Below are 24,941 nucleotides of genomic sequence, written 5' to 3' on the forward strand. Positions count from 1 at the left end.
CCATGACCGATCTTTCCCAAGGCAATGCTTTTCTTACCGGCTGGCTGCCGGGCGTCTTCATCAAAACGGCGGCACCGATCGTCGCGATCACCACCGTCAACGGCCTGTTCACCGTCGTCGACGCCTATTTCCTCGGCGCCTATGTCGGCCCGGACGCGCTCTCTGCCGTCAGCCTGATTTTCCCGGGGCTGATGCTGCTGATCGCTCTGCAATCGTTGGTCTCGAACGGCATGGCGAGTATCCTCGCCCGCCGGCTGGGTGCCGGCAATCGCGATGGGGCACGTCGGGTGTTTGCCGGCGCGCATGCGCTGGCGCTCGCCGTCACCCTCATCCTCAATCTGGTCTACTGGAGCGTGGGCCGACAGATCATCGGTACCGGTGCTGCCGGCAATGCCACTGTTGCCCAGGGCGCGATGCTGTTCATGGGCGCGATGATCGCTTTTGCGCCGATCAGTTTCTTCCTATCGCTGCATCTCGACGCATTGCGCTGCGAAGGCAAGATCGGCTTCATGACGCTGGTGACGCTGTCGGCCTCGCTGCTCAATATCCTCGCCAATTGGCTGTTCATGGCTGTGATGCATAGGGGCGTGCTCGGTTCGGCGGTCGGCTCCATCGCGTCGCAATTCGTCTGCCTAGCAGCGGTGCTCGCCTATCGCTGGCGCCGGCCGGCGGCACTAAGACCTTTCCCGGGGTTGGCTCTCGCCGAATGGCGCGGCATCGTCGCCTTCGGCGCGCCGATGAGCCTCGGTTTCATCGGCATATCGCTGGCCTCGGCCGCCATTCTAATCAACGTCTCGCTCTGGAGCGCGCATGACTATATCGCGACGGTGGCCGCCTACGGCATCATCACCCGGATCATGACCTTTACATATCTGCCGCTGCTCGGACTCAGCATCGCCCTGCAGACGATTGCCGGTAACAATCACGGTGCCGGCCTTGGGCTCCGCGTCGGCCGCAGCCTGCAGATCGCCATGCTCGCAGCACTCGTCTATTGCACACTGGTGGAGATCACCGTCGAATTGCTGGCTAGCCGCCTCGGTGCGGTCTTCGTCACCGATCCCGCGATCATCGCCGAGGTCAGGCGAATTCTGCCCTGGACGATCGGCGCCTATTTTCTCTTCGGGCAGATGCTGATCCTGTCGTCCTATTTCCAGTCGATCGGCGATGCGCCGCGCGCGGCGATCTTCGGTCTGTCGCGGCCCTATCTGCTCACCCTGCCGCTCACCTTCCTGCTGCCCTTCGTCTTCGGTGAACAGGGAATCTGGATGGTGCCGGTCTTTGCCGAGGCAGGCATGTTCATCCTTGCTTTCCTGGTGCTGTCGCAGAACGCGAAACGCCGCGGCTGGCGCTACGGGCTTCTGCCCGTCTAGAGCAATTCCAACAAAAGTGCGCAGCGGTTTTGTGTCCGGAATTGCGCAAAGCAAAGATTTAGACGGAAAAGCCGCGCTCCGTAGCGCGGCTTTTGTCGATTGTCGGCTATTCCGTGCCATTCGAAGCGGCCGATGTCGCAGCTTCCGCCTCATTCAACGCCTCGGCGCATTCCTGGCAGCAGACTTCGACAGTCTTGCCGCCGAGCTTGACGGTGATGGTCTCCGCGCCGAGTTCGCAGTCGCAGGCAGCGCATGTGGTCTTCTTCATTTGGTGATCCTCCTGTTGGTCGTCCCCGGATCGGGACAGGCTCATAAGATCATCGAAGACCGCATTGCCGCTGTCGAAATCTTTAGCGATCGACCCCGCATAATTCCTTAAATCGGGATCGATTTAAGGAATTATGCGGGGATTCAAAGTGCTACAGCGTCCATTGCGCGTCTGAAAAGACGCGCGGCGCTGTAGGCTTTCACCTGCGCCGCAGCTGCGCCGAACGCTGGAATTCGGCCGGAGTCTGCCCGAAGGATTGCTTGAAGGAAGCGCTGAAATGGCTGTGGCTGGAAAAGCCGAGATCGAGACCGAGCGCGGTCAGATCCTCATACTGGCCGAGCAGATCGAGCGCCCGGGCAAGCCGCAGCCGCAACTGATAGCGGTAAAGTGGCGTCGCCTCGACCTGCTGGAAGACCTGGGTGAGATACACGGGCGAGACGCCCACTTCTGAGGCGATTTCTGAAAGAGTCCAGCGCCGCGCGAGATCGGAGGAAAGCACCAGCTTTGCCCGGTCAACGAGTTTCTGCCGGCCGGCGCTGGCGCCCGCCGCATGCGATGTGCGCTCGCCGAGCGAGCGGCGCACCAGCGTCAGCGCCAATATTTCGGCTTCCAGTGTCTCGGCGACGTTGCGGCTGAGACCATGACGCAGGAGCGCAACCAGCGCCTGCGCGCGCGGATCGATCCGCCGGCGCTGGCGGCGGAAGGAAAAGGGCGGGCCGGGCTGCGCCTGCTCCTTCGGCGTAAGCTCTTCGAGCATGGATTCGTCGATCGCCAGATCGATGCAGGCGTCGCCACCCTCGATAGGGTGGCTGATTCGATATCCCTGGCCGGCATTGAAGAACAAGACCTGATTGGCTTCAGCCACCGTATCATTGCGGCCGACATGCCGCATGAAGACGCCGCGATAGGGATAGACGAGGCTCGTCCTGTGGGCGCATTCCTCGTCGCTCTTATGACGGCACTCGCCATTGCAGACGATGTCACGAATGGTGACCGTCTTCGTTTTCAGGAGCGGTGCTGTTGAAAACTGGGACATTGCATCTTCCAGGTCAGACAGGCCGCCCGATGAGGCGACCTGGCGGCACAATATCACGCTTAAGTTTCAGTAGCGACTATAGACGTGGACGTCGCTTTCCGTCTGCCCCCTGGAAAGGCCGATATCCTTCAGCTGTTCGTCGGAAAGCTCCATCAACGCATTCAGGTTGCGTCGTTCGTTTATTTTGCGCGCCAGCCAGCGGGCTGCCGTGATGACGGCAAGAAGCAAGCCGGGTCGGATATGACGCGAAGAGCGAATATTCCGGGCCGGTATCGTGAAATTCGAGCTGTACATGGTGATCCTCCATCCGTGTTTGGATGGAGGCAGTGAACCATCAGCGGCAGTTTCGCGCTGTCAGATTATTTAGCGATCTGAGGACGCCTTCACGCCTTCAGCAGCCACTCATGCTCGGCGGCATTGTGGAATTTCCAGATCCGCTGCGGGCCGGCCATGACGTTGAGATAATAGAGATCATAGCCATGGCAGGCAGCGCAGGGGTGGTAGCCCTTCGGCACCAGCGTCACATCGCCGTCCTCGATCGCCATCGCTTCGTCGAGCGAGCGGTCGTCGGTGTAGACGCGCTGGAAAGCGAAGCCCTGCGGCGGGTTGAGGCGATGGTAATAGGTCTCTTCCAGGAAGCTTTCGTTCGGCAGGTCGTCCTGGTCGTGCTTGTGCGGCGGATAGGAGGAGGTGTGGCCGCCTGGCGTGATCACCTCGACGACGAGCAGCGAATGCGCCGAGCTGTCGTCTTCCGGCATGATATTGTTGACATAGCGCACGTTCGTGCCCTTGCCGCGCGTCACCTGCGGATGCGTGCCGGGCGGGATTGCCTTTGCCTGATAGGTGCCGCCGCCGGGCGCCGAGCAGACGGCGAGTTCCAGGTCGGTCTCCGCCGTCACCGACCACGTCGATTCCATCGGGATGTAGAGCGCATGCGGCGCACCATCGAACGGGCTCATGCGACCGCCGAGCGTGCCGAAATCCTTGGTGCCGGCAGATGCCTTGCCCTTGCCGGTTACCCAGACGAGGCAGACTTCGCGATCGCCCGTCTCTCCCGAAACGGTCTCGCCCGGCTTCATCCGATGCAGATCGAAGCCGACATAGGTCCATCCGGCATTTTGCGGAGTGACATGCGTGACACGGCCGCGCGTGCCGGACGGTTTCACCTTGAGATTTGGCATTGGTGTTTTTCCTCGTAAGTTGGCGGGTGCGGCTCCCTCATCCGGCTGCCGCCACCTTTCTCCCCGAGGGGAGAAGCGACATGCCGCGCCCTTTCCGTTCCTCTTCTCCCACCGGGGAGAAGCTGCCGGGAGGGCGGATGAGAGGGCTTCTTGCTCCAGCGGTCCGGAAAGGCGAGCCCCTTGTGGGAGGACGCCCGGACAACCAGGCTTTACGACCCCTTGGGGAAGCCTTCCGTTTCCACGGTATAGCCAGCAGCCGTCATGACGCGCATCAACTCGGCGTGACCGATCTCGGCCATTTTCTGCGGAGGGGCCTTGCGCGGATCCTGTTCGGCCTCGACGACGAACCAGCCTTCATAGCCGTGATCGGCCAGCCGCTGGACGATGGCACCGAAATCGAGCGAGCCGTCGCCCGGCACGGTGAAGGCGCCAAGTGCCACCGCATCGAGGAAGGACTGCCGGCTGCGGTCCAGCCCATCCACGACAGGCTTGCGGATATCCTTGACGTGAACATGGTTGATACGGGCGTGGTGGTTCTCGATGGCGCGCAACACGTCGCCGCCGGCAAAAGCAAGATGCCCGGCATCAAGCAGCAGCGGAATACCTTCGCCCGAGTAACGCATGAAGGCGTCGAGTTCCGGCTCGGTTTCGACGACGGCGGCCATGTGATGGTGATAGGAAAGCGGCATGCCCTGCTCGGCGCACCATTCCCCGAATTCCGTGACACGACGCGCATAGGCCTTCATCTCGTCATCGGAGAGGCGCGGCTTGGTCGCGAGCGGCTTGGAACGGTCGCCCTGGATCGAGCGGCCGACTTCGCCGTAAACGATGCAAGGCGCATTGACCGCCTTGAACAGCGAGATCATCGGCGCGATGCGGTCCTTGTTGGCGGAAAGCTCCTCATTGACCAGCGTGCCGGAGAACCAGCCGCCGCATAGCGTCACGTCGGCGGCGCGGAGGATCGGGAGCATCTCTTCCGGATTGCTAGGGAAACGGCGGCCTTGCTCCATCCCGGTAAAGCCGGCACTGCGCGATTGCCGCAGGCATTCCTCGAGGGACACATCGTCGCTGAGTTCAGGAAGATCGTCGTTCCACCACGCGATGGGCGACATGCCAAGTTTGGCCTTCATCAACATTCTCCTTAAAAGCATTGCGGAAGAGCGGCTCCGCTCTTCCGAAAAATGACGGCGATAATTAGCCGATGCGCTGGGCGGCGCGTGCTTCGACGTAGCCCTTGCGCGCTTCGTTGACCTGTTCGCGCGAGCTGACCTCAGGCACCACGACATCCCACCAGTGGCCGCCGGCCTCCGTGGTAACAAGCGGATCGGTGTCGATGACGAAGACCGAGGTCCGGTCGTTCTTCTTCGAGTCGGCGATCGCCTGCTCCAGCTCGGCGATCGAGGCGACCTTTACGGCGATGGCGCCCATGCTTTCGGCATGCGCCCGGAAATCGATCTCCGGCATCACCTCGTGATAGGAGTCCTTCAGCAGATTGTTAAAGTTGGCGCCGCCGGTTCCCATCTGCAGCCGGTTGATGCAACCATAACCGCGATTGTCGAGCACGACGATATTGAGCTTGAGGCCAAGCATGACCGAGGTGGCAAGCTCGGAATTCATCATCATGTAGGAACCGTCGCCGACCATGACGACGACATCCCGTTCAGGATGCGCCATCTTGGCGCCGAGCCCGCCGGCGATCTCGTAACCCATGCAGGAAAAGCCGTATTCCATGTGATAGCTGCCCGGCGCCGTCGCCGGCCAGAGCTTGTGCAATTCGCCGGGAAGGCCGCCCGCAGCGCAAAGCACCGTCGTATTCTCGCCGCCGAGCGTGCGAGCCACCGCGCCGATCACTTGGGCATCGGAGGGCAGGGCGGCATTGGTCGTCGCCATCGCCTTGGCAGCGGCCTCCATCCAGACCTTCTTCTTCGCAGTCGCCTTCTCGGCGAGTGCGGCCGGCGCCTTCCAGCCCGAAAGCCCTGCCGAAAGCGCCTTCAACCCTTCGCGGGCGTCAGTCACCAGCGGATGGCTGTCGTGCTTCAGTGCGTCATAGGCAGCGATGTTGAGGCCGATCATCTTCAGGCTGTCGTTCTTGAACAGCGCCCAGGAGCCGGTGGTGAAATCCTGGCAGCGTGTGCCGACGGCAATGACGAGATCCGTCTCTTCGGCGATCGCATTGGCCGCCGACGTGCCGGTGACGCCGACCGAGCCGAGCGCCAGCGGATGGGTCTCGTTGATCGCCGACTTGCCGGCCTGGGTGACGACGACGGGAACGCCATGCGCCTCGGCAAAGGCAGCAAGCTCCGTCGTCGCCTGAGAGTAAAGCACGCCGCCGCCGGCAACGATCACCGGCTTCTGCGACGCCTTGATCAGTGCGATGGCATTCGCCAGCTCGTCCGCATCCGGTTGCGGCCGGCGGGTCGTCCAGACTTTTTCATCGAACAGGCTTTCCGGATAATCGTAGGCTTCTGCCTGGACGTCCTGGCAGAGCGACAATGTCACTGGGCCGCAATCCAGAGGGTCGGTCAGGACCTGCATGGCGCGCTTCAGCGCCGTGATGATCTGCTCGGGTCGGGTGATGCGGTTGAAATAGCGCGAAACCGAACGGAAGGCATCATTGGCGGAAACCGTGCCGTCGCCGAAATCTTCGATCTGCTGCAGCACCGGATCCGGCGCGCGGTTGGCGAAGACATCGCCCGGCAGGAAGAGAACGGGAATACGATTGACATGCGCCACGCCGGCGGCCGTCACCATGTTCAGCGCGCCAGGGCCGATCGAACTCGTGCAGGCCATGAAGCGCGTGCGGAAATTCGCCTTGGCATAGGCGATCGCGGCATGCGCCATGCCCTGTTCATTGTGGGCGCGATAGGTCGTCAATTCGCCGCGCACCTGATAGAGCGCCTCGCCGATGCCGGCGACGTTGCCGTGACCGAAGATCGCCCAGACGCCACCGAAGATCGGCACCTTTTTGCCGTCGACGATCGTCATCTGTACTTTCAGGAAATGCGCGACGGCCTGCGCCATCGTCAACCGTATCGTCTTGCCCATCGGGTCCTCCCGGACTTTTGACTCTCTATCTGTTTTCCCCTTCCCAACTCCTCTCCACGAGGGGAGGGGCTAACCTGCCGGGCTCTCTACATTCTCGCCGCAACGTCTTGTCCAAAAGGACGCTCGTTCACGGCGTGAGGTAGTGCCCCAAGTTAAGTCCCTCCCACCTTATGGGGAGGGGTTGGGGAGGGGTCTCAATTCGGTTTCTACTGATGTCCGCGGGTCTTCAGCCACGCCTCCGTCAGTTGCCGGAAGCGACCGGCCATGTCGGCGATCGCCTCCTCGTCGTTCATTTCGCCCGAAAGCCAGGCGCGTGCCGGATCGGCAAAGATCGTTCGGCCGACGGCGAAACCCTTCACGGAGGGAGCCGCCAGCGTCGCCTCGAAGCAGGAGATCAGCTCGTCGGCGGGCGCCTCGAGCCCCAAGAGCACGATACCGCGGCACCATGGATCATTTTTGGCGATCACCGCATCGATCTTTTTCCAGGCTTCACGGGATGCCTGCGGCTCGAGCTTCCACCAGTCCGGCTTGATGCCGAGCGCATAGAGCTCCTCCAGCGCGGTCGCAATGGTATAGTCGGTAAGCGGCCCGTTCTTGCCGGCGATGATCTCCACCAGCAGCTCGCGCCCGACTTTGCGGGCAGCCTCGAACAGCGTGCGCAGCTTCTCCTGCTGCTCCGTCTTCAATTCAGCCGGATCATCGGGATGATAGAAGCACAGGCACTTGATGCAATGAGCGAGTGGCCATTCCACCAGCTGCGAGCCGATATCCTGGCTGAATTCGAAGCGCAGTGGCTTCGAGCCCGGCAATTCCACCGGCCGGCCGATCCAGGAGAAATTCTTCGTCGCCGCATCGAAGAAGGCATCGCGGCCGAAGCGTTCGTCGATCAGCATGCCATAGCCGTCGCGGCCATTCGAAACCCGCGCCGCTGCCGCGACTGCCAGCCGCTTGAAGGCGACGATCTTTTCGTGGCCGACGCCGAGTTCATCGGCGACGCTGACGAGCTGCGAACGATGGTCGATCGCCAGTGCCATCAAAAGCGGGATTTCGCCGCGCCGGGTTGATGCCCAATGAATATGGTTGATCTCCTCGTCCCTGCGCAGCGCCCGATGTTTGCTGCCGGTCGTCAGGAAGAAGTCGAGTTCCGCCCAGGTCGGATATTCCGGCGAGCAGAGCAGTCGGGAGACCGCGAAGGCGCCGCAGGCATTGGCCCAGGTGGCGCAGGTCTTCAGAGGCTCGTCGCGCAGGAAGCCGCGCAGGAAGCCGGACATGAAGGCGTCGCCGGCTCCGAGTACGTTGAAGACTTCGATCGGGAAACCCTGGCCGATGATGCCGGCTTCAAGATCGTCGGCGATCGGCCCGTCATAGACGATGCAGCCCATGGCGCCGCGCTTGAGCACGATCGTCGCCGGCGACAGGCGGCGGATCTCCTTCAGCGCGCCGAGCACATCGTCGGCGCCGGACGCGATCAGGATTTCCTCTTCGGTGCCGACGATGAGATCGCAATCCGGCAGCGTCTCCTTCATCTTCGAGGAGACCCGGTCGGATTTCACATAGCGCTCGAAGCCTTCCGCATGGCCGGCAAGGCCCCAGAGATTCGGCCGGTAATCGATGTCGAAGATCACCTTGCGGCCGTTCGCCTTGGCGATGCGGATCGCTTTGCGCTGGGCGGCCTCGGTATTCGGCCGCGAGAAATGCGTGCCGGAAACGAGAACGGCGCGCGACGATCTGATGAAATCTTCGTCGATATCGCCTTCATCGAGCGCCATGTCGGCGCAGTCCGACCGATAGAAGATCATCGGCGACACGCCCTCGGCCTCGACCGCAAGCAGCACCAGCGCCGTCAGTCGCTCCTTGTCGGTGACGATGCCGTCTGTCGCCACACCTTCGCGCGCCGACTGCTCGCGGATGAAGCGTCCCATTTGTTCGTCGCCGACGCGGGTGATGAGGCCAGATTTGAGGCCGAGCCGTGCCGTGCCGATGGCGATATTGGCCGGGCAGCCGCCAACGGACTTGGCGAAGGAGCCGATATCCTCCAGCCGCGAACCGATCTGCTGGCCGTAAAGATCGACCGAGGAACGGCCGATGGTGATCACATCAAGCGCCGGCTCCGGCTGTGAACCCGGATTCGATTGTACCATGATGTCCTCCCGCTAGATTTTGCGCGGCTTCCAGTGCCTGCGAATTTTCAATAATGAAACATTGGTTCCGATATTTTGTCAATTCGGAATGTTTATTCCATTTTGCCTTTTACAGGTTTCGACTGTTGATGCTTGCGCCGGCGCTCGGCAATTGCAACCGGCAGTGCCATGGTGAGCGCCATCGAGGCCGAAAGCGAGCGGAAGCCGGCGAAATCGGCTTCCGCCACCTCGAACCAGTGCGTGGCGCAGGCGGCAAGCGGCGAGAAGGCCGAATCGGTGATCGCGATGACGGGGACGCCGCGGTCGGCAAGCTCCTGGCTCTGGTTGAGGCTGTCGGCCGCGTAGGGCGAAAAGCTCGCCGCGATCGCCGCATCCTTCGGTGTTGCGAACTGCACCATCTCAGGGTCAACGCCGTTCGGCGAGGCGACGATCTGGTGGCGGATGTTGAGCTTGGAAAAAGCGTAGGTCATGTGCGCCGTCAGCGGATAGGAGCGCCGTTTGGCGATCAGATAGATCGTCTCGGCGTTAGCAAGGATATCCACGGCTTTGGTGAAAGTATCGCTCTGCACCGTCGCCGCCAGCCGATTGACCGACTGGTTTGCCGCGGCGATGAAGCCGGAGAGCAGATTGGCGTCCTCATCGTCGCCGCTCGCTTGCTCCAGCGTAACGAGGCGCTCTTCGTAGCTTAGCGTCCGGTCGCGCAATCTTTCGCGAAAGATGCTCTGCAGGTCGGAAAACCCTCCATAACCCAGATGATGCGCCAGGCGCACCAGCGTCGAGGGCTGGACGTCGGAGGCGGCCGCAATGCTCGCCGTCGTGCCAAAGGCGATCTCGTCGGGATTGCCGAGGGCGAAGGCGGCGACCTGCGCCAGCCGCTTCGGCATGTTCGCCTTGCGCTCGATGATGGTACTGCGCAGGCTTTCGAAATCGCGCGGTACGCGCGCGTGCCTCTGGGGATCGTTATCCATGCTTGCAGCTCGGGAGATGAAACAAATATTCCATATTATTGAACATAAACGATTTCAAACGGCACGGCTAATTGTTTTTAATCCCCTGTAATTGAAGGGTTTTGAACAGTTCCATTCGGGAATGGCGAAGAAATGCTTGTGAATAGGTCCCTTGTCAAAATGATCCAAATATTCCAAAAATCCGCGCAGCTCTGGAGGAGACGGAAATGAAGCCACTCGGCATCGGTTTGATCGGCACCGGTTATATGGGCAAGTGCCATGCGCTGGCGTGGAACGCGGTAAAGACGGTGTTCGGCGATGTCGAGCGTCCGCGTCTTGTGCATCTGGCCGAAGCCAATGCCGGGCTCGCTGAGACTCGTGCCGGTGAATTCGGTTTCGAGAAGGCGACGGCCGACTGGCGGGCGCTGATCGCCGACCCCGAGGTCGACGTCGTCTCCGTCACCACGCCCAATCAGTTCCACGCCGAGATGGCGATTGCTGCCCTTGAGGCCGGCAAGCATGTCTGGTGCGAAAAGCCGATGGCGCCGGCCTATGCCGATGCCGAGCGCATGCTGGAAACGGCGAAGCGATCCGGCAAGGTTGCCGCTCTTGGCTATAATTACATTCAGAATCCCGTCATGCGGCATATCAGGACGCTGATTGGCGAGGGCGCCATCGGCACGGTCAATCATATCCGCGTCGAGATGGACGAGGATTTCATGGCCGATCCCGATGTCTTCTTTTATTGGAAGAGCGAGCTTTCCGCCGGCTACGGCGCGCTCGACGATTTCGCCGTGCACCCGCTGTCGCTGCTCTGGTATCTCTTCGGCCATGTGGAGGCCGTCATAACGGATATGGTAAAACCCTATGCCGACCGCCCGCTGGGCGGGGGTGGTCGCCGTGCCGTCGAAAACCACGATGGCGCCAACGTGCTGATGCGGCTTGGCGGCGGCATCTCAGTCGTGTTGATGGCGAATCGCGCCGCCTGGGGTCGTAAGGGCCGCATCGCCCTGCAGATTTTCGGCTCGAAGGGCTCGATCGTCTACGATCAGGAGCGCATGAACGAATTCGAACTCTATCAGGCCGAGGGTCGCGGCTCCGAACAGGGTTTCCGCAAGATACTGGCGGCACCCGCTCATCGGCCTTATGATCGGTTCATTCCAGCGCCCGGCCATGGCCTCGGCTTCAACGATCTGAAGATCATCGAATGCCGCGAGCTGATCCGGGCAATTTCAGGCGGACCGTCGTCGATCGTGACATTCGAAGACGGTCTCAGGATAGAGAAGTCGGTACATGCCATGGCACAGTCCTTCCACGAGCGCCGCTGGATCGAGATCGCCTGAATGTAAGAGGCCGCTTTCCGTTGACGGCGCACGGGCTACTGCATAATCCCTGAAATCGAAATCGATTTCAGGGATTATGCAGAAACTCAAAATGCGACAGCGTCGTTCGCGCGTCTGAAAGACGCGCGGCGGTGTAGGGGATAGGCCTTGGCGTGGTTGTCGGGCGCAGCTTCAGGAGTGAGATCGTGACGGATAGACTGGTGATCATCGGCGCGGGACAGGCCGGTTTCGCATTGGCGGCCAAGCTGCGTGCGTTGAAGGATACGCGCCCGATCACCCTCATCGGCGCGGAAGACGTCGCGCCCTATCAGCGCCCGCCGCTTTCAAAGAAATACCTGCTCGGCGAAATGGCCTTCGACCGCCTGCTGTTCCGTGCCGAGCATTGGTATGCGGACAATGACGTCGACCTTCGCCTGTCGACCTGGGCCGAGCAGATCAAGCCGGACAGCAAGCAGGTTTTGCTGCAGGACGGCTCCGTTCTTGATTACGGCACGCTGGCGCTGGCCACCGGCTCGACGCCGCGCCGGCTGCCGGCCGCAATCGGCGGCGATCTCGAAGGCGTCTATGTTGCCCGCGACAAGCGCGATGCAGACCTGCTTGCTGACGAGATGCGCCCCGGTCGCCGCGTCCTCATCATCGGCGGCGGTTATATCGGTCTCGAGGCGGCAGCCGTTGCCCGCCATCGCGGCCTGGAAGTCACCGTCATCGAGATGGCCGACCGCATCCTGCAGCGCGTCGCGGCGAAGGAGACCGCCGACATCATGCGCAGGATTCACGAGACCCATGACGTGGTGATCCGCGAGAAGACAGGGCTCAAGCATCTGGTCGGCAAGGATGGCCGTGTCGTTGGTGCCGCGCTTTCAGACGGATCGGTGATTGACATCGATTTCGCCGTCGTCGGCATCGGCGTCGCGCCGAACGACCAGCTCGCCAAGGAAGCCGGCCTCGAAGTCGCCAACGGCATTGTGGTCGACGAATTCGCCCGCACCTCCGATCCGGCGATCTTTGCGGCCGGTGATTGCGCCGCACTTCCCTGGGAGGGCGGCCGCATCAGGCTCGAATCGGTGCAGAACGCCGTCGACCAGGCCGAAGCAGCGGCGGCCGTCATCGCTGGCGGCAGCGAGCCTTATGCGCCGAAGCCGTGGTTCTGGTCCGACCAGTATGACGTCAAGCTGCAGATTGCCGGCTTCAATCTCGGCTATGACGAGACGCTGCTGCGCCCCGGCACCCGCGAAGGCGCCCATTCGGTCTGGTACTTCAGGGAAGGCCGGCTGATCGCCGTCGATGCGATCAACGACGCGAAAGCCTATGTGACCGGCAAAAAGCTGCTGGAATCCGGGACCAACCCCGATAAAACGATTCTCGCCGACCCTTCTGCTGACCTCAAGAGCCTGCTCGGCTGAGCTCGGCTTCTTCATCACGAGAACGAAGCGCGATCAAATTCCGCGGAACGCGGCAGGAAATGTGGTCTGTTTGCGTAACCAGCCGAAATGGCAGCCGCTGCATTTCTTCTGGTGAAAACTCAAAAAACCCTTGCATTCACAGAGCGGTCGCCATAGTTAGGCCGCACCGGAGAGGTGGCCGAGTGGTCGAAGGCGCTCCCCTGCTAAGGGAGTATACGTCAAAAGCGTATCGTGGGTTCGAATCCCATCTTCTCCGCCATTCCGATTTTCTGAGTGTGCGTCGATCGTTAGTTTCCGGCAGGGAATCACGTTCGCTTAGTCGGGCTAGGCCGGCGACGAAAAATCTCTCTGCCTTGAGCGAGAGAATCGCCTGCGGGAATCACCTCCCGCGCTCAAGCCTCCGGCAGGTGGCGAAAGTGGATCGGTGCACGTCCGGTTACGCTTTCGGCAATCCTGAATCGCCGCAAGAGCCGCATTTTGCCAAAAAAGTGTCACGAATGTGTCGCAGAGCGCATGTCCAATTCTTTGTTGGCTGGACCTAAGCCTCCGCAAAATCAGGGTTTTCTTAACAAAGCATAAAGGAAATCGAGGTCGGTTGCCCGACTTGTGTCCTTTCAGCAACAGAATGTCGGGAAGGCTCCCTCAAATCCCCCATCCGAGTAAGTTGGTGATTGCGTGACGGCTTCCGTCTTGTATTTTCAACCTCGGAAGCAAGGGCGACTGATCGTCCACTTCTTGAAACACGGGGATGGGGCAGGGAACGCTGCTCAGCGAAAGATCCCAAACCCGATCGAAACTTTGAATTGGAGGTCATTTATGAACATCAAGAGCCTTCTTCTCGGCTCCGCTGCTGCTCTCGCAGTAGTTTCCGGTGCTCAGGCTGCTGACGCTATCGTTGCTGCCGAACCGGAACCGGTTGAATATGTTCGCGTCTGCGACGCCTACGGCACCGGCTACTTCTACATCCCGGGCACTGAAACCTGCCTCAAGATCAACGGTTACATCCGTTTCCAGGTTAACGTTGGCGAAGACGTCGGCGGCGATTCGGATTGGGATGCTGTCACCCGCGGTCAGGTTCAGTTCACGGCCAAGAGCGACACCGAATATGGTCCGCTGACCGGCGTCATCGTCATGCAGTTCAACGCTGACAACGCCACGGTTCAGACGTCCAAGCTCGACTCCGCTTACCTCGACATCGCCGGCTTCCGCGCTGGTCTCTTCTACAGCTGGTGGGACGATGGCCTCTCCGGCGAAACCGACGACATCGGCTCGGTCGTAACGCTCCACAACTCGATCCGCTATCAGTATGAAAGCGGCACCTTCTACGCTGGCATCAGCGTCGATGAACTGGAAGACGGCGTTTATCAGGGTGACGTGGATCCCGTCACCGGCCTCCTTGTTCCGAACGATGGTCCGAACAATGTCGGCGTTGCCGTTGGTCTCGGTGGCAAGGCTGGTGCCTTCAGCTACCAGATCACTGCCGGCTGGGACGTCGACAACGAAGACGGCGCTGTCCGTGCAATGGGTACGGTTGACATCGGTCCCGGTACGCTCGGCCTCGCTGCTGTGTACTCTTCCGGCCCGAACTCGTACTACTCGACGGCTGAATGGGCAGTTGCTGCCGAATACGCCATCAAGGCAACCGACAAGCTGAAAATCACCCCGGGTGTTCAGTACTACGGCAACTACATCGGCGGTGCCAGCGCGTTTGACACCGTTCCTAGCGATTACGACGGTGCCGGTGATGCATGGAAGGTCGGTCTGACCGTTGATTACCAGATCGTCGACAACTTCTACGCCAAGGCTTCGGTTCAGTACCTCGATCCGGATGATGGCGACGACTCCACGACGGGCTACTTCCGTCTGCAGCGTTCGTTCTAATCTGATCTGACTTCGGTCGATCAGGAAAGCCCGGCTCTCGAGCCGGGCTTTTTTATTGCTCGGTCTTCAAAGCTTGTCCCGAAAAAATGCGTCACGTTTTTGCGATAGCGGCACGCCTAAAAACCGAAGAACTAAAGAGCAGGATAAAGATCCAGACGCGCATAAGATCAGCGGCAACTGTTGAGGAAAGCCCGAATTGCCGCAGGGATATTGCAAAGATGGAGAAGGGGTGCATGTCCTTGTCCTCCGGCGGCATGAAGGGTCATTCCCGAATGCCGCCGCGCCATTTCGCCGGCGCTTTCCTGTGAAAGCAGCGACGTATTTTCGCCGCGGATCAGCATGAGTGGCAGCCGGCTCAGGCTTTCGAATTGCCCCCAGAGATCAGGCAGCGGCTGGCTGAAATCGATCGATTTCAGTGCCTCCGCGATCGCCGGGTCGAAATCGGCGATCGGCCTTCCGCTGATATCGCGATAAAGGGCAAGCGCCATCTCGCGCCAGTCTTCCTCTGCAAGCGCGGTAAACGACGCGCCATGATTTTCCTTCAATAGATCGACTGCCTCGTTCCAGTCCGCTGGCTTCCTGACGCTGTTGAGGTAATCGCGGATCTGTGCCAGCCCCTCAGCCTCGAGCACAGGTCCGATATCGTTGAGGATGACGGCTTCGAGAAGATCCGGCCGCGTCGCTGCGATCAGATGCAGGATCAGCCCGCCGCGCGAGGTGCCGATGAAAATCGCCCGCTCAATGCCAAGCGCTGCGCAGGCGGCAATGACGTCGCCGGCCTCGACGGCGAGATTGTAGTTCGCCTTGTTGTCGTCCCATGCCGAGTTTCCCCGCCCGCGCGAATCGAGCGCGATCACCCTGCGCGGTGCTGTCATATCCCGGGAGAGAAGCAGCGCAAGTGGATGAAAATCCCGTGTATTGCGGGTCAGGCCGGGCAGGCAGATCACCGGCAGCCATCCGGCAGTTGCTGCCTGGTCGGGTGGGTAGTCGCGGGCATAAAGCCTCAGCCCATCAGAAGAAGTGAAAAATCGCTCCTGGAAACCACCTGCATCCGTATCCGGCATCACATCCCTCGAGACCTGTTTGACCCCGAAGATGTAACTTGCTTTTCAAGCCGCGCCAAACGGCTTCAGGAGGCGCTGCGTCCGCCGATCAGGTCACGCTCGATATCGGTGGGCTGGCCGAGGCGAGCCTTGTAAACTTCGTAATTCTCCATCACCCGCTGCACATAGTTGCGCGTTTCGGGGAAGGGGATGCGCTCGATCCAGTCGACGATCTCGTCGATCGGCCTGCCGCGCGGATCGCCGTAGCGGCCGATCCATTCCGGCACCCGCTTCGGCCCGGCATTATAGGCAATGAAGGTGAGGATATAGGAACCGCCGAAGGCGTCGATCTGCTCGCCGAGATAATGCGCACCGAGTGTCGCGTTATAACCGGCATCGGCCGTCAGCTTGTCCTTGGAAAAGGCGATGTTATTGCGCTTGGCTACCGCCTGGGCCGTGCCCGGCAGAAGCTGCAGCAGGCCGCGCGCATTCGCCGCCGAAACGGCGGCCGGGTTGAAGGCGCTTTCCTGCCGGGCGATGGCATAGGCGAGTGCCTTGCCGGAGCCAGATATATTGGCGTTCGCCGGGATCACGCCGATCGGAAAGGCAAGCGCTGCGACATCGATGCCGCGCCCATAGGCGATCTTGCCGATTTGCAGCGACAGATGATGATCGCCGGATTGCTCGGCCTGTGCCGCAAGGACAGCCAATTCACCGGGGCTTTGCAGTTGGTCGGCGAGCGCGAGATAGAGAATGGCGGCCCGCCATCCATGGCCGGCGGCCTCCAGTCGGGCGATCGCCTGCACGGCTTCGCGTGCCTGGAAGCGTTGCCGGTCAGCCGTGCTCGGTGCAGGATAGGTGACATTAAGCGTCTTTCGCCCCAGCCTTTCCGCCGCGAGCTGGCCATAGAAGGTGCCGGGAAAATTCGCGGCCTTCGCATAGAATTCGCTGGATTTGCCGGGGCCTCCGGCCTCCGCTGCGCGTCCCAGCCAATACCAGGCGCGTGAGACCGAGATCGGCCCGTTTGAGGTCTCGAGGATCTTGCGGAAGTGTTTTTCCGCCGTTGTCGGGTCCTGCAGGCCGCGAAGCGCGTACCATCCGGCGTGGAATTCAGCCTCGACGATCTCCGTCGGGCTCGTTGCGGCGTAGTTTGCGACGATGCGATAGGCCGGCTTGAATTGTCCCTGGTCGACGAGACCACGGCTGACGATACGTTGCTCGTTCCACCATTCGCCGGAATTGACGAGTTCGCTACGCTCGGGCGGCATCTGCTCGAGAAGTGCTGCCGCCTCGGCATATTTGTCCTGTTTGCGCAGATATTCGATCCGCGCAAACAACAGCCCGGCATCGGCTCGCCACTTCGCATCGACGGCGTTGAGCAAGGCGCCGGCATTGCCGGCTTTGGCGTCAACGGCAGCCCAGGCCTTGTAGAGCGACTGGGCCTGGCCCATGTCGCCGAAGCGCTTGGCCTGCGCCACCCGGCCGCGATACATCAGATAGTCCATCCGCGCCTTATGGTCGGCGGGCGTCAACAGCGCGGAAAACTCGACGAGGATCTTGTCCTCGGTCGCCTTGTCGAGAGCCTCTCCTCGCCAGACTTTGCGGATATGTTTTGCCGCCTGCGCCTGCTTGCCTGATGCAACCAGCGCGCGGCCGAGGATGACGGCGCCCTGCATCGTCTCAGGCGCGGTATCGCCGAAGGCGGCAAGTATGGCGGAAGGGGCGGGATTTTCGTCATAGAGCGCGCGCTCGGAATAGGCGCGCAGCCGCGAAAGACCCGGCCAGCCCTTGAGCTCCTGCGCGGCGCTGGCGATTTCATAGGAGGGAACGCCCTTTAATCCGGAAACGGCAATCGCCCAGGTGAGGATATGCCGGTCGAGCGTAGCGTCGCGCATGCTGTCACGGATCGAAAGCGCCAGTTGCGGGTCCTTGTCGGAAAGCGCATCCAGGCCGGCTTTCAGGTCGCCGCTGACAGGCGCGATAGCCGGGTTGCGCGGAATGGCGCCCGTTGTCATCGATTCCGGTATGGCTGTCTCGGGAATGAAGCCGAGCGGCTTGACATCAGGCATAGGAGTGCTCTCGCCGGGAAGCGGCGACGCAACACTGCCCCACGCGGCGGCAACAAAGCCGAAGGCGGACAGAATCAGGACAGCTTTATTCATCCGGGATCTCGCAACGAAAACACGCCCTGCCATTAGGCTAGAGGCATCTTAACGAAACCTTACCGTACCAGGTAAAATTCATTCACATCTGCTATCGGAATTTGCCCTAAACCGAACTCTACGCGCTTGTCGCGATGATTTCGGCGCTCTATGGTGCGCAACTCTTATTCATGGAATGCGGCCGAAGCAAGGATTTGGTCGTGAGGAGCTTTGCATGTTCAATGGGTCCATTCCCGCCCTCGTCACCCCCTTCACCGATGCCGGACTGATCGACGAAGATAGCTTCGCCGCGCATGTCGACTGGCAGATCAAGGAAGGCAGCGCCGGTCTCGTCCCGGTCGGCACGACGGGCGAATCCCCGACGCTGTCGCATGCCGAACACAAACGGGTGGTGGAACTCTGCATCGAAGTTGCCGCAAAGCGCGTTCCCGTCATGGCCGGCGCCGGCTCGAACAATACACGGGAGGCGATCGAGCTCGCCCAGCATGCCGAAAAGGTCGGTGCGAACGCCGTTTTGGTCGTCACTCCCTATTACAACAAGCCGACGCAGAAGGGTTTGATCGCGCATTTTTCAGCCATCGCGGAGGCCGTCGATCTGCCGATCTATATCTATAATATCCCCGGCCGCTCGGTGGTCGACATGACGCCGGAAACGATGGGTGCGCTCGCCAAGGCGCACAAGAATATTGTCGGCGTCAAGGATGCAACGGGCAAGATCGAGCGCGTCTCCGAACAGCGCATCACCTGCGGCACGGATTTCAGGCAGCTGTCTGGAGAGGATGCGACGGCGCTCGGCTTCAACGCCCATGGCGGTGTCGGCTGTATTTCGGTAACCGCCAATGTCGCCCCGCGCCTCTGTGCCGACTTCCAGGCGGCGACACTGGCAGGCGACTATGCCCGCGCGCTGGAATTTCAGGATCGGCTGATGCCGCTGCACAAGGCGATCTTCCTTGAGCCGGGTCTTTGCGGTGCCAAATACGGGCTCTCCAAGCTTGGTCGGATGAGCCGCAACGTCCGCTCGCCGCTGCTTTCGACGCTGGAGCCGGCAACGGAATCAGCGATCGACGCCGCTATGCGCCATGCAGGCCTTTTGAACTGACGGGGCCGGCCTTCTTCACAAGACGGGGTCTCTCCCTTACATAAAGGGCAAGAAATGAGGGCGCGGCTTTTCGCGCCCTAAAAAGAAATTGGAATGTCGTCATGGCCCCCAAAGGCAGCCAGCGCGTGGTGAACAAGGTCGTGGCCGAAAACCGCAAGGCCCGCTTCAACTACGAGATCATCGATACCTACGAGGCCGGCCTCGTGCTGATGGGCACGGAGGTCAAGGCGCTGCGCGAAGGCAAGGCCAATATCGCCGAATCCTACGCCTCGGATGAGGGCGGCGAGATCTGGCTGATCAATTCCTACTTGCCGGAATATCTGCAAGCCAACCGCTTCAATCACGAACCGCGCCGACGCCGCAAGCTGCTGCTGTCGGGCCGTGAAATCCATCGCCTGCGCTCGGCCATCAACCGCGAAGGCATGACGCTGATCCCGTTGAAGATCTATTTCAACGATCGCGGTCGGGCGAAGATGGAGCTGGCGCTGGCCAAGGGCAAGAAATTGCACGACAAGCGCGAGTCGGAGAAGGAACGCGATTGGAATCGGCAGAAGAGCCGCCTGCTGAAGGATAGAGGCTGACCACGACGCCGTGGCTGACGATCACCAGTCCAATCCGGCCCTTATCGCTCGACTTCGAGTCGCCCGACGAGATCAGTCTTCGAAATCGCTGGCCGGGGCGACTTCGGCCTGGCGTGGCGCCCGCTCCGAGGGATCGCGACCGATTTCAGCCTTCAGAGACAAGAGATCGATGAAATGATCGGCCTGACGGCGCAGGTCGTCGGCAATCATCGGCGGCTGGGTTGCCATGGTTGAGATCACCGAGACCTTGCGGCCTCTGCGCTGCAACGCCTCGACCAGGTTCGTGAAGTCGCCGTCGCCCGAGAAGATGACGAGATGATCGACCGTTTCGGACTGTTCCATCGCGTCGATCGCAAGCTCGATGTCCATGTTGCCCTTGATCTTTCGGCGACCCATGGAATCCGTGAATTCCTTGGCAGGCTTGGTGACGACTTTGTAGCCGTTGTAATCGAGCCAGTCGATCAGAGGCCGGATCGATGAATACTCCTGATCCTCGATCAGAGCGGTATAATAATATGCGCGCAGCAGGTATCCGCGTTTCTGGAATGCTTTCAAGAGCTTGCGGTAATCTATGTCAAATCCCAGGCTCTTGGATGCAGCGTAGAGGTTGGCGCCGTCAATGAAGAGTGCAATTTTTTCGCGTGGGTCAAACATCGCTTACCAATCCAATGAGAGCAATCGAAATTCGCAGGTGCCAAACTTCAATAAAAACAATAGCTTGTGTTTCGATTTCGATTTGATCCTTACTTTATGAATTATTCATATATGAAAGATTTAGGGCACGATTCGACATATTCCAAGCAACCTTCGGTGGAATTATGACATTCTCCATGGAAATCTAGCTCAGCCGCGGATAAAGACGAGGGGAGCCGGAATGAAAAACTTGTATTTGCCCGGTTTTAATTGTATCGGGCGTGCTAATCCCGAAATGACGACCGTAAAGGACAGGCAATGGCCCGTGTCACAGTTGAAGATTGCATCGACAAGGTGGAGAACCGCTTCGAGCTGGTTCTGCTCGCCAGCCACCGCGCCCGGCTGATTTCCCAGGGTGCCTCGATCACCATCGATCGTGACAATGACAAGAATCCCGTTGTGGCCCTGCGCGAAATCGCCGACGAGACGCTTTCGCCCGACGACCTCAAGGAAGATCTGATCCATTCGCTGCAGAAGCATGTCGAAGTCGACGAGCCCGAGCCCGATCCGGCAAGCATGATCGCCGCCGGCAGTGTCGCCGCAGCCGACAGCGAAGAGCAGGACGACCTGCCGGAGACGATCACTTTCGACCAGATGTCGGAAGAAGAGCTGCTTGCCGGCATCGAAGGCCTCGTGCCGCCGGAAAAGAGCGACGACTACTAAGCGCGTCGGCCGGATCCCCGGTCGCATCGCTTGAGTATGATCCTCCCGGTCGCATTGATGCGATCCGGAAAATTGCTTCATGCGATGCAAAAGAGCGACGATTACCAATCGTCAATCTTGCACCTTTATTGCTTAGGCATATTATTGCCCATGTGTGCGCCAATCGTTGATTGGCGCGCTTTTATTTTTATCGGAGTGGCTTTGGAATGATGCGGCAGTACGAGCTCGTGGAGCGGGTTCAGCAATACAAGCCCGATGCCAATGAAGCACTGCTGAACAAAGCCTATGTCTACGCCATGCAGAAGCACGGCCAGCAAAAACGCGCGAGCGGCGATCCCTATATTTCCCATCCGCTCGAGGTCGCTGCCATCCTCACCGACATGCACCTCGATGAATCGACGATCGCGGTTGCTCTGCTGCACGATACGATCGAGGATACGACGGCGACACGCGCCGAGATCGATGAACTCTTCGGCGAGGATATCGGCCGCCTGGTCGAGGGTCTGACGAAGATCAAGAAGCTCGATCTCGTCACCAAGAAGGCCAAGCAGGCGGAAAACCTGCGCAAGCTGTTGCTCGCCATTTCCGACGATGTGCGCGTGCTGCTCGTCAAGCTGGCCGATCGCCTGCACAATATGCGCACCCTCGATCACATGTCGGCCGACAAGCGTGCCCGCATTTCCGAGGAGACGATGGAAATCTATGCGCCGCTCGCCGGCCGCATGGGCATGCAGGACATGCGCGAGGAACTCGAGGAGCTTTCCTTCCGGCATATGAACCCGGAAGCCTATGAGACCGTCACCAAAAGACTGGAAGAGCTTTCGAAGCGCAACGAGGGCATCGTCAAGAAGATCGAGGCCGAACTGCGCGATCTGCTGGTGGCAAGCGGTCTGACGAGCGCCTACGTCAAGGGCCGGCAGAAGAAGCCCTATTCGGTCTTCCGCAAGATGCAATCGAAGTCGCTTTCGTTCGAGCAGCTTTCAGATGTCTACGGCTTCCGCCTGATCGTCGAGGATATACCTTCCTGTTACCGGGCGCTCGGCATCGTCCACACGCGCTGGCGCGTCGTGCCCGGCCGCTTCAAGGACTATATCTCGACGCCGAAGCAGAACGATTACCGTTCGCTGCACACCACCATCGTCGGTCCTTCCAGCCAGCGCATCGAACTGCAGATCCGCACCAAGCGCATGCACGAAATCGCCGAATTCGGCATCGCCGCCCACACACTCTATAAGGACGGCGCCACCAATGCCGATGGCGACATCCTTTCTCGCGAATCCAATGCCTATTCCTGGCTGCGCCATACGATCGAGGCCCTCGCCGAGGGGGACAGCCCGGAAGAATTCCTCGAGCACACCAAGCTCGAGCTCTTCCAGGATCAGGTTTTTTGCTTCACGCCGAAGGGCAAGCTGATTGCCTTGCCGCGTGGCGCCACCCCGATCGATTTCGCTTATGCGGTGCACACCAATATCGGCGATACCACCGTGGGCGCCAAGATCAACGGCCGTATCATGCCGCTGGTGACGCGGCTTGCAAATGGCGACGAGGTCGAGATTATCCGCTCCGGCGTGCAGGTTCCGCCCGCCGCCTGGGAGGAGATCGTCGTGACCGGCAAGGCGCGCGCCGCCATCCGCCGGGCCACCCGTATGGCGATCCGCAAGCAATATGCCGGCCTTGGCTACCGCATTCTCGAGCGCACCTTCAATAGGGCCGGCAAGATCTTCTCGCGTGAGGCGATGAAGCCGGCGCTGCACCGTCTTGGCCAGAAGGATGTCGAGGATGCGATCGCCGCCGTCGGTCGCGGCGAGATGTCCTCGCTCGACGTGCTGCGCGCCGTTTATCCAGATCATCAGGATGAGCGCGTCACCGTGAAGCCCTCCGGCGACGACGGTTGGTTCAACGTCCGCAGCGCTGCCGGCATGATCTTCAAGATCCCCGGCAAGACCAAGGCCGGGCACGACGGTGGCCATGCGGAAATCGACGCGGATGCCGATATCGGGCCGATCCGCGGACTGTCCGGCAATGTCGACGTCAAGTTCGCGCCAACCGGCGCCGTGCCCGGCGATCGCATCGTCGGCATCATGGATCAAGGCAAGGGCATCACCATCTATCCGATCCAGTCGCCGAGCCTGCAGCGCTTTGACGATCAGCCCGACCGCTGGATCGACGTGCGCTGGGATCTCGACGAAGCCAACAAGTCGCGTTTCATGGCGCGCATCATGGTGAATGGGCTGAATGAACCCGGCACGCTTGCCAAGGTCGCCCAGACGGTCGCAGGCCTCGACGTCAATATCCGCTTGCTGAACACAGTGCGGGTGGCTGCCGATTTCACCGAAATGATGCTCGAGGTTGAGGTCTGGGATCTGCGCCAGCTCAATCAGTTGCTCGCCCAGATGAAGGAACTGGATTGCATCGCCACGGTCCGGCGGCTCTACGAGTAAGCTTTTGTTAAGCCCTTCAGGGGTTTGGACGGAAAATTGCACATTTTATGATCGTGACGGCGCATCAAAAAGGCAAGCGATGCGCTCAGCGCATGGCTGTCTCCATGTTGCGGCGGTGGTAATTAACCTTTGCCGAGCCTATCTTCTGGTCTTCGAAACGCAAACAGAAGATGAGACAAGGTAATGTTTGACCCTATCAAGAAATTCGCTCGCGCCTTTCGCGCTCCGACCACGCAGGAACGTGAAATGGCATATTTGAACGGCTCGCTCGATCGTATCGATCTCGAGTTTCGTCAGCGCCAGGTCGACCGCGGTCTGTTCCGAAATCGCTGATACTGAACTTTATACTTGAGGCGGGTGAGGGACGTTATGCATAACGGACGCCCCTCGGCATGAAGAAGCTCCTCTTCGCAGAGAGAACTGAGGGGCTGTTTTTCGAGCGGTATCATTTGCCGCTCTTGTCATGGCGGTGTGCGCTGCACTAAATACCGGCCATGTTGTTTCGCCGTCGCAAACCTGCGGGATTCAAGGAAAAGATGCGGGAGCTTTTATGGCCTCGCAAGGGTTTCCTTCGCCCGATCCGTTACCTGACAATGCGTGTCCTGCGCCTGAGCGCTTCGCCGCATGCAGTTGCCGCCGGCGTCGCTGCGGGTGTCTTCGTCTCGTGGACGCCTTTCATCGGCGTGCATTTCGTCATGGCTTTCGTCATCACCTACTTCCTCTCCGGCAGCATGGTGGCCGCCGCCCTTGGTTGCGCCGCCTTCGGCAATCCGCTGACCTATCCCTTCATCTGGGGCATCACCTGGGAGATCGGACATCTGCTGTTGAGCCGCGAGGACCACCTGGCCGGTCAGACGGTGGATCTCGCCGCCCTTTTCCACAAGCTGAACTTCACTGAGCTATGGAAGCCGGTGCTGGAGCCGATGCTGGTCGGCGCCATTCCGCCGGCGGCCGTCACCTCCGTTGCGCTCTATGCGCTGACATTCTACACCGTGAAGGGTTTTCAGACGCGCCGCCATATACGGCTGATGGAGCGGGCGCGCCTGCGCCTTGCCGTTCCGGCCGGCGACATGCCGAGCATATGAACCCGATCAAGAATTCTTAAGCGACGGAAGGTTCCGGCATGATCATCGGCATTGGCAGCGATCTGATCGACATTCGCCGTATCGAGAAATCCATCGAGCGCTTCGGAGAGCGCTTCACCCATCGCTGCTTTACCGAGATCGAGCGCGCGCGTTCCGACCGCCGGGCAAACCGTGCCGAATCTTATGCCAAGCGTTTCGCCGCCAAGGAGGCCTGTTCCAAGGCGCTCGGCACCGGCATAGCGCAGGGCGTCTTCTGGAAGGACATGGGCGTCGTCAACCTGCCGAGCGGCAAGCCGACCATGGTTTTATCAGGCGCGGCCGCCCTGATCCTCGAATCGCTGCTGCCCGCGGGTCACAGGCCCGCCATTCATTTGACAATAACGGATGATTATCCCTTGGCGCAGGCCTTCGTCATTATCGAGGCGTTGCCCGAGAGCCTCTGATCGTGACCGCGGGAGCGTTGATCGCGACCTCGGGAGCGTTGATCGCGACCTCGGGAGCGTTGATCGCGACCCCGGAAGCGTTTGACGCGACCTCTCGTCGCTTTTGATGTTGTCGC

At 60.4% G+C, this 24,941-nt stretch carries 22 protein-coding genes and 1 tRNA gene; 12 read left to right on the forward strand and 11 right to left on the reverse strand.

Going from position 1 to position 24,941, the window contains the following annotated elements; all coding sequences use genetic code 11:
• The first annotated feature begins 2 nt into the window (after positions 1-2).
• Positions 3-1,370: an MATE family efflux transporter gene (locus U5G49_RS05790; protein ID WP_193444697.1), complete on the forward strand. Its 1,368-nt coding sequence runs from the start codon at positions 3-5 to the stop codon at positions 1,368-1,370.
• Between the two features lie 106 nt (positions 1,371-1,476).
• On the opposite strand, the gene U5G49_RS05795 is transcribed toward U5G49_RS05790, so the two are convergent.
• The 8 genes from U5G49_RS05795 to U5G49_RS05830 form a co-directional block, all read right to left on the reverse strand.
• Entirely contained in the window at positions 1,477-1,638 is a 162-nt protein-coding gene (locus U5G49_RS05795) for a hypothetical protein (protein WP_193444696.1), read from the reverse strand.
• Positions 1,639-1,837: 199 nt separating this feature from the next.
• Complete coding sequence (locus U5G49_RS05800; RefSeq protein WP_193444695.1) at positions 1,838-2,674, reverse strand: helix-turn-helix transcriptional regulator; 837 nt, start codon at positions 2,672-2,674, stop codon at positions 1,838-1,840.
• A gap of 66 nt (positions 2,675-2,740) precedes the next feature.
• Entirely contained in the window at positions 2,741-2,968 is a 228-nt protein-coding gene (locus U5G49_RS05805) for a DUF1127 domain-containing protein (RefSeq protein ID WP_018241382.1), read from the reverse strand.
• An 89-nt stretch (positions 2,969-3,057) separates the two neighbouring features.
• Positions 3,058-3,855 (reverse strand): 5-deoxy-glucuronate isomerase, encoded by a 798-nt coding sequence (gene iolB, locus U5G49_RS05810; protein ID WP_193444694.1) that lies wholly within the window; start codon positions 3,853-3,855, stop codon positions 3,058-3,060.
• 209 nt (positions 3,856-4,064) lie between these two features.
• Positions 4,065-4,985, reverse strand: coding sequence for a myo-inosose-2 dehydratase (gene iolE / locus U5G49_RS05815; RefSeq protein WP_018241384.1), 921 nt, complete (start codon positions 4,983-4,985; stop codon positions 4,065-4,067).
• Positions 4,986-5,049: 64 nt separating this feature from the next.
• A complete protein-coding gene (gene iolD / locus U5G49_RS05820) occupies positions 5,050-6,900 on the reverse strand; it encodes a 3D-(3,5/4)-trihydroxycyclohexane-1,2-dione acylhydrolase (decyclizing) (protein ID WP_193444693.1) in 1,851 nt (616 codons plus the stop codon).
• Between the two features lie 206 nt (positions 6,901-7,106).
• Entirely contained in the window at positions 7,107-9,041 is a 1,935-nt protein-coding gene (locus U5G49_RS05825; protein WP_193444692.1) for a bifunctional 5-dehydro-2-deoxygluconokinase/5-dehydro-2-deoxyphosphogluconate aldolase, read from the reverse strand.
• Between the two features lie 92 nt (positions 9,042-9,133).
• On the reverse strand, positions 9,134-10,009 hold the full coding sequence (locus U5G49_RS05830; protein ID WP_193444691.1) for a MurR/RpiR family transcriptional regulator: 876 nt from the start codon (positions 10,007-10,009) through the stop codon (positions 9,134-9,136).
• Positions 10,010-10,215: 206 nt separating this feature from the next.
• On the opposite strand from U5G49_RS05830, the gene U5G49_RS05835 reads away from it, so the two are divergent.
• The 4 genes from U5G49_RS05835 to U5G49_RS05850 all read left to right on the forward strand — a co-directional run bounded on the left by U5G49_RS05835 (position 10,216) and on the right by U5G49_RS05850 (position 14,615).
• The gene (locus tag U5G49_RS05835; protein WP_193444690.1) at positions 10,216-11,331 is read left to right on the forward strand and encodes a Gfo/Idh/MocA family protein; all 1,116 of its coding nucleotides are present in this window, start codon (positions 10,216-10,218) and stop codon (positions 11,329-11,331) included.
• A gap of 185 nt (positions 11,332-11,516) precedes the next feature.
• Positions 11,517-12,734 carry an NAD(P)/FAD-dependent oxidoreductase gene (locus tag U5G49_RS05840; RefSeq protein WP_026188336.1) on the forward strand — a complete coding sequence of 406 codons (1,218 nt, stop codon included), beginning with the start codon at positions 11,517-11,519 and terminating at the stop codon, positions 12,732-12,734.
• Between the two features lie 168 nt (positions 12,735-12,902).
• A tRNA-Ser gene (locus U5G49_RS05845) sits at positions 12,903-12,993 on the forward strand.
• Between the two features lie 557 nt (positions 12,994-13,550).
• Positions 13,551-14,615: a porin gene (locus U5G49_RS05850; RefSeq protein WP_284200489.1), complete on the forward strand. Its 1,065-nt coding sequence runs from the start codon at positions 13,551-13,553 to the stop codon at positions 14,613-14,615.
• A gap of 167 nt (positions 14,616-14,782) precedes the next feature.
• Here U5G49_RS05850 and U5G49_RS05855 read toward each other — a convergent pair whose 3' ends face one another.
• Both U5G49_RS05855 and U5G49_RS05860 read right to left on the reverse strand, forming a co-directional pair.
• Positions 14,783-15,679 carry an alpha/beta fold hydrolase gene (locus U5G49_RS05855; RefSeq protein ID WP_193446050.1) on the reverse strand — a complete coding sequence of 299 codons (897 nt, stop codon included), beginning with the start codon at positions 15,677-15,679 and terminating at the stop codon, positions 14,783-14,785.
• A 65-nt stretch (positions 15,680-15,744) separates the two neighbouring features.
• Positions 15,745-17,820, reverse strand: a complete 2,076-nt coding sequence (locus U5G49_RS05860; protein WP_193446051.1) for a lytic transglycosylase domain-containing protein — start codon at positions 17,818-17,820, stop codon at positions 15,745-15,747.
• A gap of 214 nt (positions 17,821-18,034) precedes the next feature.
• Between U5G49_RS05860 and dapA the strand changes: the two genes are divergently transcribed.
• Entirely contained in the window at positions 18,035-18,919 is an 885-nt protein-coding gene (dapA, locus tag U5G49_RS05865) for a 4-hydroxy-tetrahydrodipicolinate synthase (protein WP_018241393.1), read from the forward strand.
• Positions 18,920-19,020: 101 nt separating this feature from the next.
• Positions 19,021-19,500, forward strand: a complete 480-nt coding sequence (gene smpB / locus U5G49_RS05870) for an SsrA-binding protein SmpB (RefSeq protein WP_018241394.1) — start codon at positions 19,021-19,023, stop codon at positions 19,498-19,500.
• A 72-nt stretch (positions 19,501-19,572) separates the two neighbouring features.
• On the opposite strand, the gene U5G49_RS05875 is transcribed toward smpB, so the two are convergent.
• Complete coding sequence (locus U5G49_RS05875; protein WP_018241395.1) at positions 19,573-20,154, reverse strand: LabA-like NYN domain-containing protein; 582 nt, start codon at positions 20,152-20,154, stop codon at positions 19,573-19,575.
• Positions 20,155-20,451: 297 nt separating this feature from the next.
• Here U5G49_RS05875 and rpoZ point away from each other — a divergent pair, with 297 nt between their 5' ends.
• From rpoZ to acpS, 5 genes are all read left to right on the forward strand, one after another.
• On the forward strand, positions 20,452-20,856 hold the full coding sequence (gene rpoZ, locus U5G49_RS05880; RefSeq protein WP_018241396.1) for a DNA-directed RNA polymerase subunit omega: 405 nt from the start codon (positions 20,452-20,454) through the stop codon (positions 20,854-20,856).
• Positions 20,857-21,062: 206 nt separating this feature from the next.
• The gene (locus tag U5G49_RS05885; protein ID WP_193446052.1) at positions 21,063-23,297 is read left to right on the forward strand and encodes a RelA/SpoT family protein; all 2,235 of its coding nucleotides are present in this window, start codon (positions 21,063-21,065) and stop codon (positions 23,295-23,297) included.
• Between the two features lie 183 nt (positions 23,298-23,480).
• Positions 23,481-23,630, forward strand: a complete 150-nt coding sequence (locus tag U5G49_RS05890) for a DUF3563 family protein (protein ID WP_003558084.1) — start codon at positions 23,481-23,483, stop codon at positions 23,628-23,630.
• A gap of 161 nt (positions 23,631-23,791) precedes the next feature.
• Positions 23,792-24,382, forward strand: a complete 591-nt coding sequence (locus U5G49_RS05895; RefSeq protein WP_018241397.1) for a DUF2062 domain-containing protein — start codon at positions 23,792-23,794, stop codon at positions 24,380-24,382.
• Positions 24,383-24,420: 38 nt separating this feature from the next.
• Positions 24,421-24,825 carry a holo-ACP synthase gene (acpS, locus tag U5G49_RS05900; protein ID WP_018241398.1) on the forward strand — a complete coding sequence of 135 codons (405 nt, stop codon included), beginning with the start codon at positions 24,421-24,423 and terminating at the stop codon, positions 24,823-24,825.
• Positions 24,826-24,941 lie beyond the last annotated feature (116 nt).

The sequence above is a fragment of the Rhizobium indigoferae genome (assembly GCF_034554815.1).
Lineage (GTDB): Bacteria > Pseudomonadota > Alphaproteobacteria > Rhizobiales > Rhizobiaceae > Rhizobium > Rhizobium leguminosarum.